The 21,303-nt window shown below is 39.2% G+C and carries 24 protein-coding genes, 2 tRNA genes, 3 pseudogenes and 1 other annotated feature; of the genes and pseudogenes, 2 read left to right on the top strand and 27 right to left on the bottom strand.

Annotated features, from left to right (window positions below; genetic code table 11):
- Window positions 1-58: 58 nt before the first annotated feature.
- From leuB to JFU24_RS23900, 10 genes and pseudogenes are all read right to left on the bottom strand, one after another.
- Window positions 59-1,171: a 3-isopropylmalate dehydrogenase gene (gene leuB / locus JFU24_RS23945; RefSeq protein ID WP_053347187.1), complete on the bottom strand. Its 1,113-nt coding sequence runs from the start codon at window positions 1,169-1,171 to the stop codon at window positions 59-61.
- A gap of 15 nt (window positions 1,172-1,186) precedes the next feature.
- A complete protein-coding gene (locus tag JFU24_RS23940) occupies window positions 1,187-2,722 on the bottom strand; it encodes a 2-isopropylmalate synthase (RefSeq protein WP_201186065.1) in 1,536 nt (511 codons plus the stop codon).
- On the bottom strand, window positions 2,709-3,737 hold the full coding sequence (ilvC, locus tag JFU24_RS23935) for a ketol-acid reductoisomerase (RefSeq protein WP_053347189.1): 1,029 nt from the start codon (window positions 3,735-3,737) through the stop codon (window positions 2,709-2,711). The genes JFU24_RS23940 and ilvC overlap by 14 nt, the downstream gene beginning before the upstream one ends.
- A gap of 58 nt (window positions 3,738-3,795) precedes the next feature.
- Window positions 3,796-4,308 carry an acetolactate synthase small subunit gene (gene ilvN, locus JFU24_RS23930; protein WP_053347190.1) on the bottom strand — a complete coding sequence of 171 codons (513 nt, stop codon included), beginning with the start codon at window positions 4,306-4,308 and terminating at the stop codon, window positions 3,796-3,798.
- A gap of 3 nt (window positions 4,309-4,311) precedes the next feature.
- Entirely contained in the window at window positions 4,312-6,027 is a 1,716-nt protein-coding gene (gene ilvB, locus JFU24_RS23925; RefSeq protein ID WP_201250598.1) for an acetolactate synthase large subunit, read from the bottom strand.
- A 116-nt stretch (window positions 6,028-6,143) separates the two neighbouring features.
- Window positions 6,144-6,402, bottom strand: a binding site (T-box leader).
- A 543-nt stretch (window positions 6,403-6,945) separates the two neighbouring features.
- Complete coding sequence (locus JFU24_RS23920; protein ID WP_053347192.1) at window positions 6,946-7,221, bottom strand: GNAT family N-acetyltransferase; 276 nt, start codon at window positions 7,219-7,221, stop codon at window positions 6,946-6,948.
- A gap of 151 nt (window positions 7,222-7,372) precedes the next feature.
- On the bottom strand, window positions 7,373-7,780 hold the full coding sequence (locus tag JFU24_RS23915) for a PadR family transcriptional regulator (protein WP_201250597.1): 408 nt from the start codon (window positions 7,778-7,780) through the stop codon (window positions 7,373-7,375).
- A pseudogene (locus tag JFU24_RS23910) lies at window positions 7,770-8,315 on the bottom strand (sigma-70 family RNA polymerase sigma factor). Before JFU24_RS23910 ends, JFU24_RS23915 begins: the two are co-directional and overlap by 11 nt.
- Before the next feature lie 165 nt (window positions 8,316-8,480).
- Window positions 8,481-8,840, bottom strand: coding sequence for a YidH family protein (locus JFU24_RS23905; protein ID WP_201223467.1), 360 nt, complete (start codon window positions 8,838-8,840; stop codon window positions 8,481-8,483).
- A gap of 179 nt (window positions 8,841-9,019) precedes the next feature.
- Entirely contained in the window at window positions 9,020-9,193 is a 174-nt protein-coding gene (locus tag JFU24_RS23900; RefSeq protein ID WP_162878664.1) for a hypothetical protein, read from the bottom strand.
- A 491-nt stretch (window positions 9,194-9,684) separates the two neighbouring features.
- On the opposite strand from JFU24_RS23900, the pseudogene JFU24_RS23895 reads away from it, so the two are divergent.
- A pseudogene (locus JFU24_RS23895) lies at window positions 9,685-9,883 on the top strand (IS5/IS1182 family transposase); the annotation flags it as partial.
- Between the two features lie 111 nt (window positions 9,884-9,994).
- Here the strand turns inward: JFU24_RS23895 and JFU24_RS23890 are convergent.
- From JFU24_RS23890 to JFU24_RS23880, 3 genes are all read right to left on the bottom strand, one after another.
- Window positions 9,995-10,273 carry a 2TM domain-containing protein gene (locus JFU24_RS23890; RefSeq protein WP_056529148.1) on the bottom strand — a complete coding sequence of 93 codons (279 nt, stop codon included), beginning with the start codon at window positions 10,271-10,273 and terminating at the stop codon, window positions 9,995-9,997.
- 184 nt (window positions 10,274-10,457) lie between these two features.
- Window positions 10,458-10,814 (bottom strand): GIY-YIG nuclease family protein, encoded by a 357-nt coding sequence (locus JFU24_RS23885; protein WP_201186068.1) that lies wholly within the window; start codon window positions 10,812-10,814, stop codon window positions 10,458-10,460.
- An 18-nt stretch (window positions 10,815-10,832) separates the two neighbouring features.
- Window positions 10,833-11,588 (bottom strand): DUF2087 domain-containing protein, encoded by a 756-nt coding sequence (locus tag JFU24_RS23880; protein ID WP_201250596.1) that lies wholly within the window; start codon window positions 11,586-11,588, stop codon window positions 10,833-10,835.
- Between the two features lie 227 nt (window positions 11,589-11,815).
- Here JFU24_RS23880 and JFU24_RS31420 point away from each other — a divergent pair, with 227 nt between their 5' ends.
- On the top strand, window positions 11,816-11,977 hold the full coding sequence (locus tag JFU24_RS31420; protein ID WP_446728306.1) for a DUF5412 family protein: 162 nt from the start codon (window positions 11,816-11,818) through the stop codon (window positions 11,975-11,977).
- A gap of 137 nt (window positions 11,978-12,114) precedes the next feature.
- Here JFU24_RS31420 and JFU24_RS23870 read toward each other — a convergent pair whose 3' ends face one another.
- The 14 genes and pseudogenes from JFU24_RS23870 to JFU24_RS23810 all read right to left on the bottom strand — a co-directional run bounded on the left by JFU24_RS23870 (window position 12,115) and on the right by JFU24_RS23810 (window position 20,743).
- Window positions 12,115-12,315, bottom strand: a complete 201-nt coding sequence (locus JFU24_RS23870; protein WP_201186072.1) for a hypothetical protein — start codon at window positions 12,313-12,315, stop codon at window positions 12,115-12,117.
- 381 nt (window positions 12,316-12,696) lie between these two features.
- A tRNA-Arg gene (locus JFU24_RS23865) sits at window positions 12,697-12,770 on the bottom strand.
- A 419-nt stretch (window positions 12,771-13,189) separates the two neighbouring features.
- The gene (locus JFU24_RS23860; protein ID WP_201250594.1) at window positions 13,190-13,936 is read right to left on the bottom strand and encodes an alpha/beta fold hydrolase; all 747 of its coding nucleotides are present in this window, start codon (window positions 13,934-13,936) and stop codon (window positions 13,190-13,192) included.
- Window positions 13,937-14,265: 329 nt separating this feature from the next.
- Window positions 14,266-14,391, bottom strand: coding sequence for a hypothetical protein (locus JFU24_RS30870; protein WP_255264011.1), 126 nt, complete (start codon window positions 14,389-14,391; stop codon window positions 14,266-14,268).
- 133 nt (window positions 14,392-14,524) lie between these two features.
- Window positions 14,525-14,598: transfer RNA gene (locus JFU24_RS23855), tRNA-Arg, on the bottom strand.
- A gap of 176 nt (window positions 14,599-14,774) precedes the next feature.
- The gene (locus JFU24_RS23850) at window positions 14,775-15,287 is read right to left on the bottom strand and encodes a metallophosphoesterase family protein (protein WP_201186076.1); all 513 of its coding nucleotides are present in this window, start codon (window positions 15,285-15,287) and stop codon (window positions 14,775-14,777) included.
- A 2-nt stretch (window positions 15,288-15,289) separates the two neighbouring features.
- Window positions 15,290-15,901 carry an XTP/dITP diphosphatase gene (locus tag JFU24_RS23845; RefSeq protein ID WP_053347203.1) on the bottom strand — a complete coding sequence of 204 codons (612 nt, stop codon included), beginning with the start codon at window positions 15,899-15,901 and terminating at the stop codon, window positions 15,290-15,292.
- Window positions 15,870-16,652 (bottom strand): ribonuclease PH, encoded by a 783-nt coding sequence (rph, locus tag JFU24_RS23840; RefSeq protein ID WP_053347204.1) that lies wholly within the window; start codon window positions 16,650-16,652, stop codon window positions 15,870-15,872. The genes JFU24_RS23845 and rph overlap by 32 nt, the downstream gene beginning before the upstream one ends.
- A gap of 89 nt (window positions 16,653-16,741) precedes the next feature.
- Window positions 16,742-17,815, bottom strand: coding sequence for a GerMN domain-containing protein (locus tag JFU24_RS23835; RefSeq protein WP_201186080.1), 1,074 nt, complete (start codon window positions 17,813-17,815; stop codon window positions 16,742-16,744).
- 62 nt (window positions 17,816-17,877) lie between these two features.
- Window positions 17,878-18,402 (bottom strand): annotated as a pseudogene (locus tag JFU24_RS23830) (dihydrofolate reductase family protein).
- A gap of 45 nt (window positions 18,403-18,447) precedes the next feature.
- On the bottom strand, window positions 18,448-19,251 hold the full coding sequence (gene racE / locus JFU24_RS23825; protein WP_201186085.1) for a glutamate racemase: 804 nt from the start codon (window positions 19,249-19,251) through the stop codon (window positions 18,448-18,450).
- Between the two features lie 10 nt (window positions 19,252-19,261).
- Window positions 19,262-19,705 (bottom strand): MarR family winged helix-turn-helix transcriptional regulator, encoded by a 444-nt coding sequence (locus JFU24_RS23820; protein WP_057218537.1) that lies wholly within the window; start codon window positions 19,703-19,705, stop codon window positions 19,262-19,264.
- Window positions 19,706-19,931: 226 nt separating this feature from the next.
- Entirely contained in the window at window positions 19,932-20,156 is a 225-nt protein-coding gene (locus JFU24_RS23815; protein WP_028392149.1) for a helix-turn-helix domain-containing protein, read from the bottom strand.
- Between the two features lie 122 nt (window positions 20,157-20,278).
- Window positions 20,279-20,743 carry an acyl-CoA thioesterase gene (locus JFU24_RS23810; protein ID WP_201250593.1) on the bottom strand — a complete coding sequence of 155 codons (465 nt, stop codon included), beginning with the start codon at window positions 20,741-20,743 and terminating at the stop codon, window positions 20,279-20,281.
- Window positions 20,744-21,303 lie beyond the last annotated feature (560 nt).

The raw sequence follows: 21,303 nt of genomic DNA, 5'->3' as shown, positions 1-21,303 counted from the left end.
TCGATTAATTTTATATTTTTTTAAAAAACACGGCCTAATGTTAGGCCGTGAAAGAAGTTTATGCATAAGCTCCCATGATGTTGGAAATAGCTTCCTGGTCTAAAAGATTCGCTTTTATTTCGGCAATCATTTCTGAAGTAGAAGTAATGTTTGATTGCCCATTTGCAATATCACCTGTTCTTAACCCATAATCGAGTACCGTTTCCACAGCTTGCTCAACAGCATTTGCCTCATTTTCCAAGCCAAAGGATAAGCGCAGCATCGATGCCGCCGATAAAATAGTTCCGATAGGATTAGCTAAATTTTTGCCTGCAATATCAGGTGCAGAGCCATGAATTGGTTCATATAAATTCGGCCCTTGAGTAGATATTGAGGCGGAAGGAAGCATTCCAAGCGAACCAGTTAATACAGACGCTTCATCGCTTAAAATATCGCCAAACATATTCTCTGTTACGACAATATCAAATTGTTTTGGATTTTTAATAAGTTGCATGGCTGCATTATCCACAAGCATATGTTCAAGCTCTACATCCGGATAATCCTTTGCAATTTCTTCAGCCGTTTCACGCCACATCCGGCTGGATTCAAGCACATTGGCTTTATCAACAGATGTTACTTTTTTCTTTCGATCAGATGCTAATTTAAACGCAAGTTCAATGATGCGCTGCATTTCGATTTTTTGATAGAAAAGAGTATCGACAACCGCTTCTTTTCCTTCTCTTTCTACCCGTTCACTCGGCTTTCCGAAATAAAGGCCGCCCGTTAGTTCTCGGACAATAACAAAATCTACATCTTCAATGAATTCCTTTTTAAGAGGTGAAGATTCCGATAAGCTGGAATAATAGCTGATTGGTCGAATGTTAGCATAGAGATTCAAATCTTTTCGGATTTTTAATAATCCTCGTTCCGGTCTTAGGTGTGCAGGTTGATTATCCCACTTCGGTCCCCCAACGGCACCTAATAATACCGCATCGCTGTTTTTACAAATCTCTACTGTTTCATCCGGCAGGGGCGATCCTGTGTTATCGATTGCCCCGCCACCAATTTCACCATATTGAAATTCAAAATCGTGACCATATCTTTGGGCAACGGCTTCGAGAATTTCTACAGCGCCTCTTGTTACTTCTTTCCCGATGCCATCTCCTTGAAGCACCGCAATATTCCTTTTCATCGAAATCTCCCCTTTCTATTGTAATACTGCTTTTTCTTCTAATTCCTTCATGATGATCACACGGTTCACCGCGTTCAAATATGCTTTAGCAGATGCTTCCAAAACGTCTTGATCGAGACCGCGTCCGCTCGTTTCCACACCGTTAAAATCGATTTTCACAAAAACCTGTGCAAGGGCATCCATTCCGCCACCTACAGATTGAATCCGATAGTCTTTCAAGTTAATCTCGCTACCCAAACATCTTTCAAGCGTGTTATAAAGCGCTTCAACACTTCCTGCACCAGTTGCCGCTTCCTGAATTTCTTCGTTATCGCCTTTTTTCAGCGTAACAGTCGCTGTCGCAACCTGATGTGTACCGTGAGAAATCTGGAAAGAAACCAGGTCGTAAAAACTGATATCTGTCGCTTTTTCTTCAAGCACTAGTGCCACGATATCTTCATCCGTCATTGTCTTTTTGTTATCAGCCAATTCCTTGAACTGAACGAATAAAGAGTTCATTTCTTCATCAGTTACCGAAAAATTCAACTCTTGTAATCTTTCTTTGAAAGCATGTCGTCCGGAATGTTTACCTAAAACGAGTGAATTAGATGCAACGCCGACAAGTTCCGGTGAAATGATTTCATACGTTGTTTTTTCTTTTAACATACCATCTTGGTGAATACCCGATTCATGCGCGTAAGCATTGGCACCAATTATGGCTTTATTAGCTGGAACCTGCATCCCCGTTAGACGGCTGACCAAATCACTGGATCTTTTAATTTCATTTAAAACAAGGCCCGTTTCAGCTTGATAGAAATCTTTACGAATGTAGAGAGCCATTGCTACTTCTTCGAGTGCCACGTTACCAGCACGCTCTCCAATGCCGTTGATTGTACCTTCAACTTGTGTTGCTCCGCCTTCGATGGCAGCCAAGGAGTTAGCTGTTGCCATTCCAAGGTCGTCATGGCAGTGTGCAGATAAACTCACCTTATCAATAGAAGGAACGTTTTCACGCAGGTAACGGAAAATGTTGCCGTATTCGATTGGAGCAGCGTAGCCTACTGTATCCGGAATATTAATAACCTTTGCACCCGCTTGAATGACCGCTTCGACGATTTCAGCCAAATATTCAAGTTCTGTACGGCTCGCATCTTCTGCAGACCATTGTACGATAGGAAAACGTTCTGCCCCGTACTTAACCATCGCAATCGATTGTTCAATCACTTGTTCTTTTGACATTTTCAGCTTATATTCACGGTGAATGGGAGAAGTTGCGATGAACGTATGCAATCTTGGTTCTGCCCCGACTCTTAATGATTCCCAAGCTGCATCAATATCTCCTTTTACAGCGCGCGCCAGCCCTGTAACAGAGCTGTTTCTGATTTTGCGCGCGATTTCCTGAACCGAGTTGAAATCTCCTTTGGATGCTGCCGGAAAACCGGCTTCGATAATATCTACACCCAATCTTTCTAACTGATAAGCAATTTCAAGCTTTTCTGTAAAGTTTAAATTTACACCAGCGGATTGCTCCCCATCTCGAAGTGTAGTTTCAAATATATTAATTTTTCGCAACGGCTACCACTTCTTTCTCTTTTTGTTGAGGTTTTACAAATGGCATCATTTTTCTTAACTCACGACCAACTACTTCGATTTGATGTTGGTTTTCACGATTATTGATAGCATTGAAGACTGGACGATTTGCTTGGTTTTCCAAAATCCATCCTTTAGCGAACTCACCGTCTTGGATATCTTTCAAAATAGCTTTCATTGCTTCTTTAGTAGTTTCTGTTACAACGCGTGGTCCAGAAACGAAATCTCCCCATTGTGCTGTATCAGAAATGGAATAGCGCATGTTTTCCATTCCGCCTTCATACATAAGGTCGATGATTAATTTAAGTTCATGTAAACACTCAAAGTATGCAACTTCCGGTTGGTATCCAGCTTCTGTCAAGGTTTCGAAACCGGCTTTTACAAGGGCAGTTAAGCCGCCGCAAAGTACTGCTTGCTCTCCGAATAGATCTGTTTCTGTTTCTTCTTGGAATGTTGTTTCCAAGCCACCAGCTCTTAATGAACCGATTCCTCTAGCGTAAGCAAGTGCTAATTCTCTTGCTTCCCCTGTAACGTCTTGATAGATGGCAAACAATGCTGGTACACCTGCTCCTTGTTCATATGTGCGGCGAACAAGATGTCCAGGACCTTTTGGAGCTACCAATAACACATCTACGTCTGCTGGCGGAACGATTTGATTGAAATGAACGTTGAATCCGTGTGCGAACATTAACGCTTGGCCTGCACGCAATACTGGTTTAATTTCTTCTTGGTATACTTTTGGTTGAGTTTCATCCGGTAATAGATTCATGATAACATCCGCTTGTTCAGCTGCTTCTTTAACTGTGTATACATTGAATCCGTCTTCTACAGCTTTATCGAAGGATTTACCTTTTCTGATTCCGATGATTACTTCAACGCCGCTGTCACGTAGGTTTTGTGCGTGTGCGTGTCCTTGTGAACCGTATCCGATAACTGCTACCTTTTTATTGTTGAAGAAATTCTCGTTTGCTTCTGCGTTATAATATACTTTTGCCATAATAATTACATCTCCCTTTTCTTATCCATTAGTTTTTTGTTGTTTTTGTTTTTAGTCTTTAAACGATTGTTGCACTTTTTGCATGTGCTAATTGCATTCCACGTGGGAATGCAGCTGTCCCTGTCCTTGCCAATTCCTTGATGCCATAAGGTTTGATTAGTTCAATAAAAGCTTCAATTTTGTCTGACTCCCCAGTGATTTGAACCGTCAGACTATCTTTACTCACATCTATTACAGATGCTCGGAAAGGTTCAATGACTGAATAAATTTCAGCACGGGTCTGGGTACTCACTAATATTTTAATGAGTGCCAGCTCCCTGGCCACAATCGATTGATTCGTAATATCATATACTTTTAAAACATCAATCTGCTTGTTTAATTGCTTTGTGATTTGTTCAATGACGTTTTCGTCATCAACATCGACCACGAAGGTCATCCTTGATATACCTTCCTGTTCGGATGGTCCGACAGTCATGCTTTCAATGTTATAGTTCCTTTTTGTGAACAGGTTCGTAATCCTATTAAGGACGCCTGGCCTGTTGTTCACGGTGAGGCTAAGAATTCCCTTCATTGATTAAACTCCTTCCATTTCATCAAGCCCTTTTCCTTGCGCTACCATCGGAAAGACATTTTCTTTTTGTTTAACACGGAAATCAATTAATACCGGTCCATCAATTGCTAGCGCTTCATCGAGGCAGTTGCTTGCTTCTTCTTCCGTAGTTACTTTGAATCCCGGAATTCCATAAGCATCAGCCAATTTCACGAAATCAGGGTGCGATTGGAAAATGCTGTGTGAAAAACGGTTATCATGAAAGAGTTCCTGCCATTGTCTTACCATTCCAAGTGCTCCATTATTGACGATGATAATTTTGATTGGTAGATTCATTTCAGCAATAACCGAAAGTTCCTGAAGGCACATCTGGAAGCCACCATCTCCGGATATTGAAAGTACTGTCGCTTTCGGATCTGCTAGTTGCGCCCCGAGTGCGGAAGGTAATCCAAAGCCCATCGTGCCAAGTCCCCCGGAAGTGACCCAAGAATTTGGTTTGTTAAACGGATAGTATTGTGCTGCCCACATTTGATGCTGTCCAACATCCGTCGTAACAATGGCTTCTCCATTCGTTTTTTCATGAAGCATTTGGATGACTCGCTGAGGTTTCAGCACACCTTCTTCCTGTGTATAACGCAATGGGAATTCTTCATTCCATTTAGTCAGCTGTGTGGTCCATTCTTTAATATCCGGCATTTTACCACTTTGCCCAATCAACTCAGTTAGGGCTTCTTTCGCACTGCCGACTACCGGAATCTTTGTTGGTACATTTTTACCGATTTCTGCTGGATCAATATCGATATGGGCAACCGTTGCATGCTGTGCGAATTTTGCTAAATTCCCAGTCAATCGGTCATCGAATCTGGCACCGATATTTATTAATAGATCACATTTTGATAACGCCATATTTGCTGCAAAACAGCCATGCATACCGCCCATTCCGATAAAAAGCGGATGGTCAGCCGGAAAGCCGCCAAGACCAAGTAGCGTGTGAACAACTGGAATCCCTTGCTGCTCGACGTATTCCTTTAATAGATGGGATGCCTTTGCATGCAGGACACCTGCCCCAGCAAGAATGACCGGTCTTTTCGCTCCACTTACCGCTTCAACGAGCTTCCTAATTTGCAAATAATTTGGCTTCGTCGTCGGCTGATAACCAGGGAGATCCATTACAGGCTCATCATCCGTTGATACTCCTTCTAAAATGGCCATATCTTTCGGAATATCGATCAAAACCGGACCCGGTCGGCCGCTTGAAGCGATATAAAAAGCTTCTTTTATAATACGTGGGAGGTCTTCCGGCTTTCTTACTTGATAGTTGTGTTTTGTAATTGGGGTTGTAATCCCTAGTACATCAGCTTCTTGGAAAGCATCTGTACCAATTACACTAGTAGCAACCTGACCTGAAATAACAACAAGTGGTAAAGAGTCAATCATTGCATCCGCTAAACCGGTAACAATGTTTGTTGCTCCTGGACCAGATGTGACTATGACCACCCCCGGCTTGCCGGTAATCCTGGCGTATCCTTCTGCTGCATGGATTGCGCCTTGCTCATGTCTTGTCAAAATATGAAAAAGCTCTGAACTGTATAGCTTGTCATAAATCGGCAATACAGAACCACCCGGATAACCAAAAATGACTTCAACATTTTCCTTTTTCAATGCATCCATCAGGAATTCGGCACCACTAAATTGTGTCTTTCCACCTTTCCGATCAGCCACTACTGCTTTTTGTGTCATACGTAAAGACCTCCTCCACTTTCTCACTTGATATTTTTTCTTAAAATTCGGAATTTTCTGCTTTTTTAGCATACAAAAAAGCCTTCCCACCCCAAATGTACTTGCACTCTGCAAGTTAAAGGGGTGAAAAGGCTTGATAAGCCACTCCACGGTACCACCCTTTTTCGCACGAACTTCCATGCGCACTTTGAATAGTCTACACTATTCTCTGTTTTGGTAACGGGTACTGGTACGCACCCGTTCAGCTCTACTAGTCTGACGTTCAAGCCGAAACTCCAAGGTGAGTTCATCTTTCGGGACAATACCGGTTCTCAGCAACCCGGCTCTCTGTGAATGCCTTGTAAAAAGACTACTTATCCTCTTCAATGCTTTTCGCATAATTCATATTTTTAGAAACGCTTATGTTTGATGTCTTGTATTTGTGATTATCTTACTTGTATTTCGGGTACTAGTCAACAGGTTTTTAAAGAATTTTTTGATAATTCTAAATTGCAAGTTTTGTTGTATACGCTTACATACCTACTATTATCCCATTCTCTAAATAAATAAATTGTATTTATTTATTTTAAAAAATATTAAATATTCTATATTTTCAAATTACAAATCAATTTAAAGATTTTTCTCAAGGACCTTCATAAAAGCAAATAACTTATTCCGCGAACTTTACCCAATATCCCTTCTTCCTGTAAATTATGTTTTTTCTGAAAGGCGATTACTGCTTTTTTGTTTTACCCAAAATGACCGAACTAAAAAACCTGATATATAAATACTTACATCTCGTACGCAAGACAGCATAAAATCCAATTTCACATCATAACATCTGTTTTTAGTTTATTAGTATAAATACATAGAAAAAGGCTGAATACATAGGATAATGGATGAATAATCATGTTCATCCTCCTCGTATCAGCCCTTTAATTATTTGGCTAAAACATCCTCGTAATCGGCATTTTTTTCAAATTGTTTTTGAACGAATGTACATACCGGAACGACTTTTAGTTTTTCTTCACGTGCAAACTCAATCACCTTTTCAACAAGAGAATTACCTACCTTCTGCCCGCGAAGCTTGTCAGACACAACAGTATGGTCCACCGTGATTTCATTATCACCTGATTTATAGAACGTAATTTCCGCCAATTTCTCGCCAGATTCCGCGACAAAAAAAGAACCTTCACCTTTTTGGATATCCACCATTTTGATGACCTCCTTTTATATCCCTTTATCATATCTCACAAAATGAAAATTAAACAAATATTTAAAACTAAATTAAGATTGAACCGTCCAAATTACATCTTTTTTTCGATAAACACTTAACACAATGCCAAAATTGAACTACCCACCATTTTCACCCCTCTAAAACCGTTTGTAAGATGTATGAGCCTGCATTTTGTTTAGATTCTGACTTTGCGAGCATTCGGCGCCCTTTATTACTAAGGCGGTATGATTTCTTCTCCGTCTGTTCCCATTTGGCCTCAATGAAACCCCTCCGTTCCAAGTCATGCAGCATCGTATACAAAATTCCCTCCTGCTCGGTGAATTTTTCAATGCCCCGCCTTATTAAGGATGACATAATCTGATAACCGCTTTGTTCCTCCTGAAGAATTCGAAAAATGGCGATCATTACTTCCTCATCACTTTCCTTTGCCTGAACAAGTCGCTGTTTAATAGCCGTCTTTTGTTTGTCAGTAAACTTTACATCAGCAAAAACAGTTCTTTTCATTGCACGGTTGAGCTTATTCAATTTATCTTCCATCGTTATACCCCTCCAGCTTCTCTTTTAGCATCGCTTTCGCCCTCCGCATCCGGGTTTTTATTGTACCTTGGCTGATTCCCGTCATTTCGGAAATTTCTTTTATCGATAACTCTTGAAAATAAAATAAATAAATCACTTCCCTGTATTTTATCGGCAGATTCATCACGGTATGAGAAAGCATTTGATCCTCATCAAGCTTAAGAATAGTTTCTTCCACACTCATCGTTGCCTGTGGCTCCACCCGCTCATCCACGGTATATTCGATGTTCCGATGGTACCAGCTTTTCAAATAATCCTTACAGTGATTTATGGCAATCTTCCATAGCCATGTTCACAACTTTGATTGCTTCTTATATGTAGGCAATGCTTTATAACACTTCACAAAAATCTCCTGCGTTAAGTCTTCGGCAATAGTGAGATTTTTCACATATGAGTACACAAGCTGAAGAATATCCTGACCGTATACAGTCATAATCTCATCCAACCATATATCTTCTTCACCAGCCTCCATATATTCTGTAAATAACTCCTCCATAACCCTCATCCTTTCTTTCTAATTTATAGACGATTGTCAACAGGTTAAAGTTTTCTTAATTTACCCTTTATAATCAATGGAAGGATTCTTTCCATATACATGTAAGGATATGTATATAATAGGAAGAAACTAAAAAAACTGCCCTATACTGGATAGGACAGAATGTTAAAATTTTATAAAAAGAAAATATAAAATAATCATCAATAACATAATCACCATAAAGACCGCAATGAGAATTACCTGCGCACTAGAGGGTTTGAACGTCTCCTCGTTAATTTGTCGCTTCTTCTGCAAATAACCGAAAGTCGCCAATACAGTAATTACTAAACCCAAAGTACAAGTAAACATCCCCAACACAATACTAATCAAATCAATCCGGTCGTCCCGATACTTGCCGATCGTAAAATGCAAACTCGTAGTTAAAAAACCAACCCCTACAATCGCAATCACCGTTCTGATCCATGCCAAAAAGGTGCGTTCATTGGCCAAATGCTGCTGTGCATACTTTAATTGATTTTTTTCCATATCATCACCTTAGCTTGAATGTTTTATGAATAAATCATATCACAGTGATTGCTTTTTCACATTTACACTGGAGCCAATAAAGAAAATCATATACCCTTTTACTATAAACAGACTGATACACCAGAGACCTCGATTATTCCTAAATCCCCCTTGGTATACCAACCTTTTTATTTATTGTTTTATCTCTTAAGGAGCGAAAAGGCTCTAAACATAGACCCGACAAACATAAGCCCCGCACCACCAAGTAATAAATAAATACATAGTGTTTTATCAATAACATTCAAAGGATAAAGCAAGGCACCCAGTGCGAAAAAAGCCCCTATTCCTGTTATAATCCATCCTAATTTTTTCATGCGCAACTCCTAAAAATTAATTATTTAGTGAAGCTCCTCTAAGGGTTTCACCATCTATTGCAAAAACTACTCTGTCTTATTCCCATAATAATAGCTTAAACCATTTAAAAACTTACAACAAGTACGATTATCTTTCTAAAGGGTTTATTTAAAATTAACTAGAACTAAGAATCTCTCTATACGAAAAAAGGAACCATAACTGGTTCCTTCAGACTGTAGACTAACTCGATGAAAATCGAGTTAGTCTACAGTTTTTTTGAGGGGTTGTAAAAATTCGAACGTTGATTTCCACTCCAGGCACTCGCTTTCCGCGGGCGGTCAGGGAGCCTCCTCGGCGCCTTTGCGCCTGTGGGGTCTCCCTTGGACACGCTTTTCCCGAAGAAGTCTCGCACCTTCCGTTCCAATCAACTTTGTTTTAACAATTAGAATAAACACTTTTGCCTAGTCTTTTTTGTTTTAATATAGGAGTATTAAAACTTGAGGTGATGACAATGCTTTTGAAACATAATTCTATTCAGCGAGATCAACTTGAAATGATTACTTTGGATCAACTGGTGCCAGCGAACCATTTGGTTCGTAAAATTGAGGGTCCATTGACTTCCTTTCATTTATGACTTGGTGAAAGAGATGTATTCAGAGATAGGCAGCCCAAGTATTGATCCAGTTATTTTAGCTAAATTGACATTCATATTCAAAGGGAATTTCAAAAGGGGTCCGGAATTAAAACATTCTGGACCCCTTTTGTCTACAAACTGAAAGGAACCATAGCTGGTTCCTTAAATTGAACGTATTCATATTTTGTCAGACATCCTTTTTATCCTTTTCCATGAATTCCTTTATCTTTCTTTCTTCCCATTCTGATCCGAAGTTACCATCTGCAAAAGTTGTTATACCGTGTACCAGAACTCCAATTCCCCATCCTCCAAGTGGATAGAGGAACCACCAATAACTAGTATCCGTTATTAGGTTCATAACAAAAAGCATAGCATTAACCAAGAAATACACCGTTAGATGAATGTAGAATGCCTTAAGGTTTTCCACCCGCTTTTTCGCTCTTAAATATTTATCTTCATTTTCCATTCCCTCGCCCCCTTATCGTAAACACTTAAATATATTATTCTCCACATCAATAATACCTTATTTACCCAATTTTTATTACAAAAAGGAGACGATGTACATCCTATGATGGAATGCCGGGAATTCGGTTAATAATCGAAGATTGTTTAACTGCTATCTTTGTAAACTTAGATACCCTTCTAAAAAGTCAGCTGGATTTTACCCTATTGTATCCTCTTTCTTCATATGGCTGTATTTTTTCCAACCATGCTTCCTCAAGTTTTTTCAGTTCGCGTTTGGCATCAAAATATCCTGTTTCTTTCGGTTTTAGAACCTCTAGCACATCAAAAGAAAAGACTTCTTTCCCATATTGATTCCACTCATCTTGCAGCATTTTATTAGTACTTGTTCCCATTTCCAATTCAAATTGTTTACCCTTTAATGTCTTTAGATTCCTGGTGCTTCCTATAAATACTTTATTATTTATCGTGTTTTTTATTTGGTAAACTCCCGCTTCAACTTTTGTTTCCTTATATAATTGCTTTAATTCTTTTTTTCGATCCATCTTCATTGCCTCCATTCGTCATTTCTTCAGCCAATATTGGCTTCCATCAGGCTTTCTATCCAAGAATCCATATTCTATTAAATACCTTCTCAAAAGAACATAGTCATGATAGGCCGCTTCCAATATTTGATTGATTTCTTTTTCACTATATTTCTGGTCATTTTTAAAACGTTTCGAAATTTCTTGAAGAACAATAAACCTTTGTTTTTCCTTTGGTGGAAAAGTACTCAAAGCAGCCTGACTACCTTGTGAAAAGAATTTTTTCAATATGACCTCTTTTTCATCCTGCGTAACATTATAACGATCATCCACCATCCTTGCTTTTTGATGAAGAGGAACAAATGCAGGCGCATGTTTATCTTTATCTTTTAAAAGTTCCATCATGGCCAAAAATAACTTAGCTTGACGCTCTTTCTCTTTTAATACAAAGCGATGGTTCCGAATAGTAGAAGAACTCCCAATTCCCATTTCCTCTTGCACCTCAGCATCGTTTTTCCCTTGATAAAAAAGACGAAGAAGGCGATTCTGATGATCTGTGAGACCTGTTAGTTTCTTATCGAGATTAATCAAGTATTCGAACACCGATTGATGTGCATTTTCGATATGAATACGCATATACCTTTCTGCTTCATAAAGAGTCCCATCTATTGGATACACTATCCCTTTTTGAACTGTATTTCCGCACAGCAAACAAATAAACTGATTCTCTTCTTCGATATACCCCTGTTTTAGCTCATCATGCGATGCACTCCAAAACATTTCTGCATCCTGCATAAAACAAACACTTCCTTATAAAGTTTATAATATAATAAACATAATATTAATTTGTTTATATTATGTCAACATTTTTTGTGAATTAGACATTTTTATATCGTATTTATTCATTTTCCACATTAGTTTCGTTGCATTTTCACAAAAGGGGGTAGACTTTGGGAACATATAGTTTTGGGTAAAGAGAGAGCTATTAAGAAGTTTTTGAGTAGATGGGTTAATGGGAGTTTATTACTGATTGTCTGATTATTTACGGAGTGTATTGGACGTTCTTTGAAAAGCGGATTCTACCAACAGCGGATTTTCTTACAAAAGAATCATCTCTTGTCGACGAATATACGTTGAATGTTAACTTTACGAATGGCGTTGCGACGAAAGACGGTAATTATTAAAAATTGTGAAATTATTACCCTTAAACGATGTACCAAGTCAAAAAGCATCCAACTAGTTGGATGCTTTTTTTCAAATAATAATATGAAATTGGTTGAATTTAGTATAAATCCTTTGATTCGATAAAGAAGAATAAGTATTAGTTAGGCACAAACTTAAGTATTCCTTCCAGATAAACACCTTGTTCTTTTTTCGTGCACGCTCTTAACTTAATTCTTCCCTCCTCTTCTAATTCCTTGGCTAATTGGACTACCTTAGTTCCATCTTCGGCTATCTCTACTGAAAAGAAATTCCCCCGAGTGGAAGTTTGAATGAACTTAAATAATTTATCTTTATTCATCTAAACAACTCCTTATTTATTACAAATTCGACACAAAAGATAATCTACCTGCGATAAATAGAAATAAAAAACTTCCTTGAAGGAATACGAACATGAATAGTCCTAGAATCACAAGTCAATAGACATTCATTCTTGTAATTAGAAACCTAATTATTCTCCCTCTGATTTTTCCCAAGGTAAAAATGGAGTTCATACAATCACTAGATATTAACCCTTGCTCACTTGCCCTAAAACGAAAAAAACCTACGACAATGTAAAGGTCTATGAACATAATAATATTAATACCGAAAATAAGGAATCCCCCTAATCAATCATTTTAACTTTATCCCGATAAAAGAAAAACAGCCAAAACCTTAAAAAGGTTTTGGCTGTTTTTGTTAGTGTCCCAGGAGAGATTCGAACTCCCGACCGACGCCTTAGAAGGGCGTTGCTCTATCCAGCTGAGCTACTGAGACATTTCGCTGATTTTCTTCAGTTCAGTATAACGGTCACTTTTCGAACTTAGTCCGTAATCGTGATTTTTATTATAACCTAGTATAATACTCATTGCAATACTAGTAATAATAAATTTTGAAGAGTAATAGAATACCCCTACATTAATTCAAAATTCATCATGGTATTTGAATGAAGCTTGCAGTAAAAAAATGCAGAATACACTCTATCGAACAATTCGAAGTGATCATAATAATCAACAAAAGGAGAACACTTTGTTATAAGCGTTCTCTTCTTTTATCATATATAACTTATTAATTCATAATGACCTACCCATGTTATAAAAGGCAGCTAGAGAAAGCAATGTCATCCTGTTTATTTTAGTTAGATAAGTTACAAAACTGACGAATGAATTTCCGGAGTCTTTAGCATAGTAAACTTTTCATTCCTTCATAAAGCCAGTAATTTGACGATACAGCTTCTCGGGATGGGTGAAATTGACCATATGGTCAGCACCTGGAATTTCTATGATTCGAGCGTCTGAGTGCTTTCGAAAGTAATTGGCAACACGAAGGTTATCGGGTGAATCCTCCTTACCGATTATCAATAATGTTTTGGCCGTCAATTCTCCTAATCTTTCGATGGCCGGTGGTTGCGGCCAAATCAATTTAACAGCCGGCCATTCAAACATTCGGTTCATATGGTGCCGGAGCATTTGAACCATCAAATCCCGGTGAGGACTCATTGTTACAACACGATACGATGGATCACTGAGCAAAAGCTCAATCATCTTTTCGATATCGGGGGCAGCTTCATGAATCGTCTTCATACTCTCTTCAAATTCCTTTGAATAACTAAACCCAGATAATCCAGGCGCAAGCAAAACAAGTTTTGAAACCCTTTCAGGATAATTCAGAGCGAATTCAGTGGCAATTTGGCCACCCATTGAGTGACCGATGAGTGTCGCCTGATTGATTTCTAGATGATTAAGCAGCGACAGCAAATCTTCAACCTGGTTGACATCTTCTAAAGGGGTCGGTGATTTCCCGGTCCCACGTCCGTCAAAAGCAACGACCTTGTAGTGTTTCGCTAAAAGAGATGCGACAAATGTCCAGTTCCGTACATCAGCACCACCAGTGAGGAGAACCACAGGATGACCATTTCCATTAACTTCGTAATACAAATCCATTGAAATCCCTCCACCCATTACGATTTAATAATTAAAAATATGTTATCTTTCTTAATAATCCTGCCTTTTTCTGGCTTAACTTACAATTCAAGAAGCACCTTTTAATTTCCTTCCTTATTCTAGAATATTGCCCGATTGCGGAACAAAAATAAAGAAAATATCTTCATCTGTACTACACGTTACTTCAAAAAAACCAGCCCCATAAACGGGCGTTTATGGGGCTATTAATCCCTTTAATAAAAAAACAACTTATTTATGTCTATTCATAGAATCAAAACTCATTCCCAAAAACAAAGTAACATTTTCGATCATTTACACCTTTTTTGGTGCTAATATATGAAAAAAATATATTGGAACGCCCTTGGTTTAGAAGCGATAGAACTAGAAACAGGTATTTCCTCCAATAGTCCCCTTACGTCTACTTCAACATCTAATAATCCTTTTCTTTTGGTCATACGAAAAAAACCTCCTATATCGTTAGTAGGATAAGTCGATATACGGTGTAATTTCTTACATGACCGTTATACTGACCGTTTCACTAAACGATATAGAAGGTTTTCGTATCGGGCTTTAAAGCCACTTTGTTAGTGTCCCAGGAGAGATTCGAACTCCCGACCGACGCCTTAGAAGGGCGTTGCTCTATCCAGCTGAGCTACTGAGACATTTATGATATAAGTTGCGGTAAAACTTATGTATGCATTACCTTAACTGTTCCCTTAGGACACTTCTTATTATAGTAGGATATCAAAAGAAAGTCAACGGTTTTTCATAAAAAAGTTTTTTCTTTTTTATAAGCCAGGAAGCGGGGAAAAACGCTTCCTGATTATTATACATTAAGTTAGTCGATTCGATAAGACCTACTTAGCTCCTCAACGATTTTTCCTTCAAGATCATAATAGATGATTTCAAGTTGGTCACTTCCAATATCCAAAATGGCATATGTTTTCTCTTTTCGTCCGCGTGGCTGGCGTATGCTTCCTGGATTGATGAAGAGCTTGCCGTCAATCAACTCGGAACCAGCGGCGTGGGAGTGACCGAAGCAAATAATATCGGCACCGATTTCTTCACTTTTATAAGACAAATTCATTAAAGTCATCTTAATGTTATACAGATGTCCGTGAGTTAAGAAAAAGCGCTTGCCTCCAATGTCTTCAACAGCGTCATCTGGATAGGTGGCATCATAATCACAGTTCCCCCGTACCGCTAAAAAGCCCTTCATGAGAGGGTCTTTGCTTTCTAGCTCTGAATCACCGCAATGAATCATAGTAGCAACTTCTTCTTTATGACGGTCGGTTATCATGCTGATTTCATGAGTTAAGCCATGACTGTCACTCATTATTAGCACTTTCATCGTCACATTCCTTCTTCCCTTTTTAGAAATTGACCCAGTTTTTCATCCAAAGCCTTCAATGCATGAGCACGGTGGCTGATTTGGTTTTTTTCCTCTTTTGTCAGCTCAGCATTTGTTTTCCCCTGCTCTTTAACAAAAAAGACTGGGTCATATCCAAATCCATTCGTTCCTGAAGGCTGTTCGGTAATCAAGCCTTCCATCGTCCCAGAAACGGTGATTGTTTCCTGATTTGGTGACGCTAACGCTAAGGCGCAATAAAATCTTGCTGTTCTTTCCGCTTCTGGTACACCCTCTAGTTCCTGCAGAACTTTTTTCGTGTTCGCTTCATCACTCTTTGACTCGCCAGCATAGCGCGCAGAGTATACACCAGGACGCCCATCTAATGCATCGACAATCAAACCGGAGTCATCAGCTATCACGAAGTGACCTAGTTGATGGGCAATGGCTTCTGCTTTAAGAATTGCATTTTCTTCAAAAGTCGTTCCTGTTTCCTCCACATCTGGTGCGTCCGGTACGTCAAGAAGTGTTTTGACTTCATATCCTTTTGCTGAGAATAGACTTTCGAATTCCTTGGCTTTTCCTTTATTTTTTGTTGCAATAATTACTGTCTTCATACTTTGTCTCACCCTTTTGTATTTTATCGGCAATAACTCCAAGTGCTTCTTTTTGCACCTCGAATAAGGTTTGAAGTCCTTCTTGAGCTATTGAAAGTAATTGCTGTAACTCGTTATATGTAAAAGTTGCCTCTTCCCCTGTGCCCTGCAATTCGACAAATTCACCACTGCCTGTCATGATGATATTCATATCCACAAGGGCTGCTGAATCTTCCTGATAATTCAAGTCTAACACAACTCCTGCTTCTTCAATAATCCCGACACTTGTTGCTGCTAGATAATTTTTCAACGGAAATACCGCCAGTTTCCCCTCTTCATCCAGCCTATTTAAAGCAAGAGCCAACGCGACGAATGCGCCCGTAATTGAAGCTGTCCGAGTGCCGCCATCTGCCTGAATAACATCACAATCAATCCAGATCGTTTTCTCACCTAGCGCCTCTAAATCGACCACTGCCCGCAGTGACCGTCCAATTAGCCTCTGAATTTCCATCGTGCGCCCTGTTATTTTCCCTTTTGCCGATTCCCTGATTGTCCGTTGATTGGTTGCTCGCGGAAGCATCGAATACTCCGCATTTATCCAGCCTTTCTTTTTACCGCGCATGAACGGCGGAACCCGCTCATCAACACTTGCGGTACAGATGACCTTTGTGTCACCGACTGTAATTAATACCGAACCTTCAGGATGCTTCAAATAATCTTTTTGGATCTGTATCGTCCTTAATTCAGTATTCAGCCTGCCGTCAACGCGCATTTTGTATCCCCCTATTTTCAAAAAAAGAATAAGAGGCAGCGAAAGGCTGCCTCATTGTGTTATATCTATAAGTATACAAAATCCTTTCTTTAAAAACTACCTGTGTTCACTTTTTCTGGACGGACCACAGGTTCTGATAATTTCTTTCCTTCTTCGTTAAGAATATCTGCACTGCCTTGCACCTGTACTTCAACACTTTCAATTCCCTTTTGCTCCGTCAAAGATAAAACTAATGCATCAAGAACATCTTGAGAAACCTTTTTCTCTTTAAAACTACCAAGAATGTTTTCGTTAAAATTGAGGGTAACCTTTCCTTCTGCCATTTTCGGCTGATCAAGTAAGGCCACATCACTCATGAAGCCCGTTTGCAGGTTTGTTCCAGAAGGACTCTTCGTTAATTCCTCAATAACTGCTGTTACATTATCGGACACCGTCTCGCTAATACGGCGTGTTACCGGTACATAATAGGTGTACTCCTCGTCCCCGCCAATGTAATAGACAGTCAACGCTTTCGTATTCGAAATATCTACCACGTCACTCGTATCAATATTGATTCCGGAAGACCGTGAGATATTTTCATCTATCGGCGTGCCATTGACTGGCATTTCCGTAATATCTTCCCCATTGATCCTCATTTGGATTTTATCAACCGAGTCGAATTGAGTTAGTGTCCATGTAATAGCTTGAAGAATTTTGAGTTCATCTTCTTTTTGATAATTTTTGAACTCCGGTGAAAAGTCAGCCACAGCCACTCCTTCTTTTATGTTTACACTTATTTGAGTATCGGCAGGAATAACCGCTCTAAACCCATTGGGAAGCTTATCTGTAACTGGTCCATTATCCACGAGGTAGTCAAGGGCCTGTTTTGCGACGGCTTCCGATTTCGGAAGTTCCATTGTCTGTGGAACCACATATCCACTTTTATCAATTAAATACAACTCGGTCTTCACTGTTGCTGTTTCACCAGCAGTCTCTTCCCCATCTGTTGCCGGCTTTTGCTCCCCGTTGGACTCTTTTAATGAAGATTCATCCTCGACTAATGAAACATCCTTAGGCGGGTCAATCTCCTTTTTCTCTTCACCCCCAAATAATCCACATCCGGAAAGAAAAAAAGAAGATGCCAGAATGGTCACAGCCATTGTTACTTTTGATTTATTGGACATAAAATCACTCCTAGGACAGTTTGTACTCCTATTTATACGAGCCCTAAGGGAAAATAGACCAATTATTTTTCTCTCTGATCATGCAGCTGAGCAATCTGGCCGTACTGTTGTATGTTAGTCAGCTTTAATTTGACTTCAGGATTTCCTGCTTGAAACAAAGAAATCCCTTTACCTAATACTGTAGGAATAATAGAAAGAATCATTTCATCCACCAGCTGTTTTCTCATGAACTCACTAACTAACTCCGCACCACCGACTAGCCAAATCCTTGAGTCACCCTTTAGATTTCCGATGAAATCTTCCACATCTTCATTTACAAATTCCAGGTGCTCGTCTTTACCTTTCGCGCACTTCTAGAAAAGACGTAGCAGGTTTTATCTTGATAAGGAAATTCTTCTGCTAGTGTATATCTGTTGATACGTTTTGTTTCCCATGATCACCGTATCAATATTTTTAAAGAAATCGCCGTATCCATTATCCCCTGCACCTTCTGTCTCTTCAAGCCAATCTATGCTTCCATCCTCTCTTGCTATATATCCATCCATGCTTGTAGCTATATACATAACGATATGCTTTTGTGATACCATTTTTTTTGCTCCTTTCCACAAAAAAAAGACCTCCAAATGGAAGTCTTATAGGTGGTCAATTTTAATTGTTTCTATTGCATTGATATGAATACCGAGCCAACTCGATGCGATTGACCCAAACATATCTCTTGAACCAGTTGTGTAAAAACGATGAACCGGACGCTGCTTGCTTTTATTGATTAATCGATAGTAATCCAAAATAACACTTGCCTCACGGGCTGTCTCTTCCCCAGAGGAAATGACTTGTACTTTATCTCCCATATACTCTGAGATTACAGGCCCTAACAGCGGATAATGGGTACAGCCAAGGATTAATGTATCGATTTTCGTTTTCTTTAACGGGTTTAAAGTTTGAGCCACAACCCTATTCACGATTTTCCCTTGAAACTCTCCGCTTTCTACGATGGGGACAAATTTTGGACAAGCTAAACTATCCACTTTCACATCCGAATTGATGGAGGCAAGAGCGTCGTCATAGGCCTTGCTTTTCACTGTACCTTCTGTGCCAATTACTCCAATATGTAGAGAATTAGAAACCTTCAATGCCGCCCTTGCCCCTGGATGAATAACACCCAATACAGGAATCGGAAGTATCGCTCTAATTTCATCGAGCACCGCTGCAGTCGCAGTATTGCAGGCAATGATTAACATTTTAATATCCTTCTTCAATAAGAACCTTGTCATTTGCCAAGTGAAGGTTTGGACATCTTTTTTCGACCTTGGTCCATAAGGGCATCTTGCGGTATCGCCCAAGTAAATTATATTTTCATTTGGTAGCTGGCGCATGACTTCTTTAGCCACTGTCAAACCACCTACCCCCGAATCAATGATTCCTATTGGTTGTTTCAAAAATCTCGCCTCATTTTTCTTTCATTTCTTGATGTAGTTTTGCTAAAGTCCCACTTAGGGAAACGATATCGGATTCGCTGAAATTGACTAAAACGCCACTCAAGTACTGCTGCCGTTTGTTGATCACTTCTTCGATAATCCGTTCGCCTTCTTCAAGAAGGTGAATGCGAACCACACGCCGGTCTTTCTCATCCTTGACGCGCTGAACAAGCTGATGTTTCTCCATGCGGTCAATCAGTTCCGTCGTTGTGCTAAAGGCAAGAAACATCTTCGTAGACAATTCGCCAATCGTCATGTCGCCCGCTTCAAAAAGCCATTGCAAAGCCAGAAACTGAGGAATAGTAATTTTATAATCACTAAGAATTTCCCGTCCCCTTTGCTTAAGCCATGACGAAACATAGCGCAATTCCCTTTCGATCTCGACCACATGTGCAGCCTGATTCTCTTCACCCATACACCCAGCTCCCCACTTCATGAAACTTATCATACTACCATTTTGGGGGAAAGTGAAATAAATTTCAAGATAGATTATCTAAAGGATATAATGAAACCCCCTCCATTAAAATAAGCAGCATCTAAAGAAGTCAACACAATGAGAAATTATCTCAGACTTCCTTAAATGCTGCCAATGAATGGGAGAGAAAAAATATATAAGGCTTACGTATTAATGAGTCAACACATTAAAGCTTAAGTTCTCCCATACGAAGGAGTTCTATAACTGCCTGCGAACGTCCTTTGACTCCAAGCTTCTGCATCGCATTTGAAATATGGTTTCGAACTGTTTTTTCGCTAATAAACAATTCACCTGCGATTTCTTTTGTTGTTTTATCTTGTACTAGTAACTCAAATACTTCTTTTTCTCTTTTGGTGAGTAGTGGCTTATGAGTGAATTCGTTCTCCTTCAAGTAATGTTACCCTCCTTGCCTTCACCAGCATAAAACCCGGAGTGGGTGTCTATTTAGTCAAGATATAGTATGTCGGCTGGGGCAAGGGAGTGACTCTTTTACTTGTCTAATTGAAATTTTATTTAAGAATGTTTGACTTTTGTTCGCGCCATACGTTCCTTCATCTCTTCCGGCCAAGGAATCGGATTCCCAGTGGTTTTAGAGACTTGGACAATAGTTCCTCTACCCGTCAAGCAAACCGAACCATCTTGCTTGGTTCCCATGTAATGAATGTCCACAGAAGAATTCCCGACACGGGCCGCTTTTACATAGATCATCAATTGATCGTTAAAAAAAACCTGCTGGATATAATCACACTGTAAATCGGCAACAACCGGTATCTCATTGCTTCCATCCGAAGTCCAATCCTTCATAAAACCCATGCTATTAAAATACTCAATTCGTGCTTCCTCAAAATAGGTAAATGGAACCGTATTATTCAAATGACCGAACATATCCGTTTCCGAAAAACGGACCTTAATTTCATGTTTAAAAGAAAAGTCGCTGCCCCATTCTTTTATATTATCGATATATGATATTCTGTTCAATCTGTGCACCCCCTTATAAAATGAATGACTATTCACTCATTTTATAAGAAAAAATAGATAATGGAAAGGATTTTATATTCTCATCCTGTAAATATGATGGATTCGACCACTTAATTGTTGAAGCATACATACACCCAAATAATAGCTTTATTGTATTAGATCCCGGATTGACCGATCACGATATCGTAGAAGAATGCACAGCTGATTTTGCTAATAAGACTATCGTTAACATCTATTACAACCACGATGAACATCTATATCAGATAGAACCTAGATCTGCAAATGAGATAGTTTGGTATCACAGTCGTCCAGATGAATCCAATCAATTCAGCGTACTGAGTGAAATTTGGGATATCGATGATATGATTCCATTTACAAAATTTCAATTAGAAAAATAATACGTATCCGGTTCATAGACAACACATTTGTGTCATTTTTATGGGCCGTTTATTTCTTTACCTCACTCTTTCAACAAAATTGATATTATGTTGAAAGAGTGGATTTCAATATTTATCCCCTCTTTTTCAAAATGTGACACAAAAGTGATGTCTTTCCATGTT

Source organism: Peribacillus sp. TH27, from assembly GCF_016650915.1.
GTDB lineage: Bacteria > Bacillota > Bacilli > Bacillales > DSM-1321 > Peribacillus > Peribacillus butanolivorans.
This window is presented reverse-complemented; position numbering and strand designations above follow the sequence as displayed.

Coding starts and splice junctions, on each gene's coding strand:
- JFU24_RS23890 (WP_056529148.1), bottom strand. CDS start 10,273: ATGGAAAATGAAGATAAATATTTAAGAGCGAAAAAGCGGGTGGAAAAC.
- JFU24_RS23900 (WP_162878664.1), bottom strand. CDS start 9,193: ATGAAAAAATTAGGATGGATTATAACAGGAATAGGGGCTTTTTTCGCA.
- JFU24_RS23870 (WP_201186072.1), bottom strand. CDS start 12,315: ATGAATAAAGATAAATTATTTAAGTTCATTCAAACTTCCACTCGGGGG.
- ilvB (WP_201250598.1), bottom strand. CDS start 6,027: ATGACACAAAAAGCAGTAGTGGCTGATCGGAAAGGTGGAAAGACACAA.
- JFU24_RS23860 (WP_201250594.1), bottom strand. CDS start 13,936: ATGGATTTGTATTACGAAGTTAATGGAAATGGTCATCCTGTGGTTCTC.
- ilvC (WP_053347189.1), bottom strand. CDS start 3,737: ATGGCAAAAGTATATTATAACGCAGAAGCAAACGAGAATTTCTTCAAC.
- JFU24_RS23850 (WP_201186076.1), bottom strand. CDS start 15,287: ATGAAAGTGCTAATAATGAGTGACAGTCATGGCTTAACTCATGAAATC.
- JFU24_RS23845 (WP_053347203.1), bottom strand. CDS start 15,901: ATGAAGACAGTAATTATTGCAACAAAAAATAAAGGAAAAGCCAAGGAA.
- JFU24_RS23885 (WP_201186068.1), bottom strand. CDS start 10,814: ATGGATCGAAAAAAAGAATTAAAGCAATTATATAAGGAAACAAAAGTT.
- leuB (WP_053347187.1), bottom strand. CDS start 1,171: ATGAAAAGGAATATTGCGGTGCTTCAAGGAGATGGCATCGGGAAAGAA.
- JFU24_RS23880 (WP_201250596.1), bottom strand. CDS start 11,588: ATGCAGGATGCAGAAATGTTTTGGAGTGCATCGCATGATGAGCTAAAA.
- JFU24_RS23835 (WP_201186080.1), bottom strand. CDS start 17,815: ATGTCCAATAAATCAAAAGTAACAATGGCTGTGACCATTCTGGCATCT.
- ilvN (WP_053347190.1), bottom strand. CDS start 4,308: ATGAAGGGAATTCTTAGCCTCACCGTGAACAACAGGCCAGGCGTCCTT.
- rph (WP_053347204.1), bottom strand. CDS start 16,652: ATGCGCGTTGACGGCAGGCTGAATACTGAATTAAGGACGATACAGATC.
- JFU24_RS23920 (WP_053347192.1), bottom strand. CDS start 7,221: ATGGTGGATATCCAAAAAGGTGAAGGTTCTTTTTTTGTCGCGGAATCT.
- JFU24_RS23915 (WP_201250597.1), bottom strand. CDS start 7,780: ATGGAAGATAAATTGAATAAGCTCAACCGTGCAATGAAAAGAACTGTT.
- JFU24_RS23820 (WP_057218537.1), bottom strand. CDS start 19,705: ATGGGTGAAGAGAATCAGGCTGCACATGTGGTCGAGATCGAAAGGGAA.
- JFU24_RS23905 (WP_201223467.1), bottom strand. CDS start 8,840: ATGGAAAAAAATCAATTAAAGTATGCACAGCAGCATTTGGCCAATGAA.
- JFU24_RS30870 (WP_255264011.1), bottom strand. CDS start 14,391: ATGACCAAAAGAAAAGGATTATTAGATGTTGAAGTAGACGTAAGGGGA.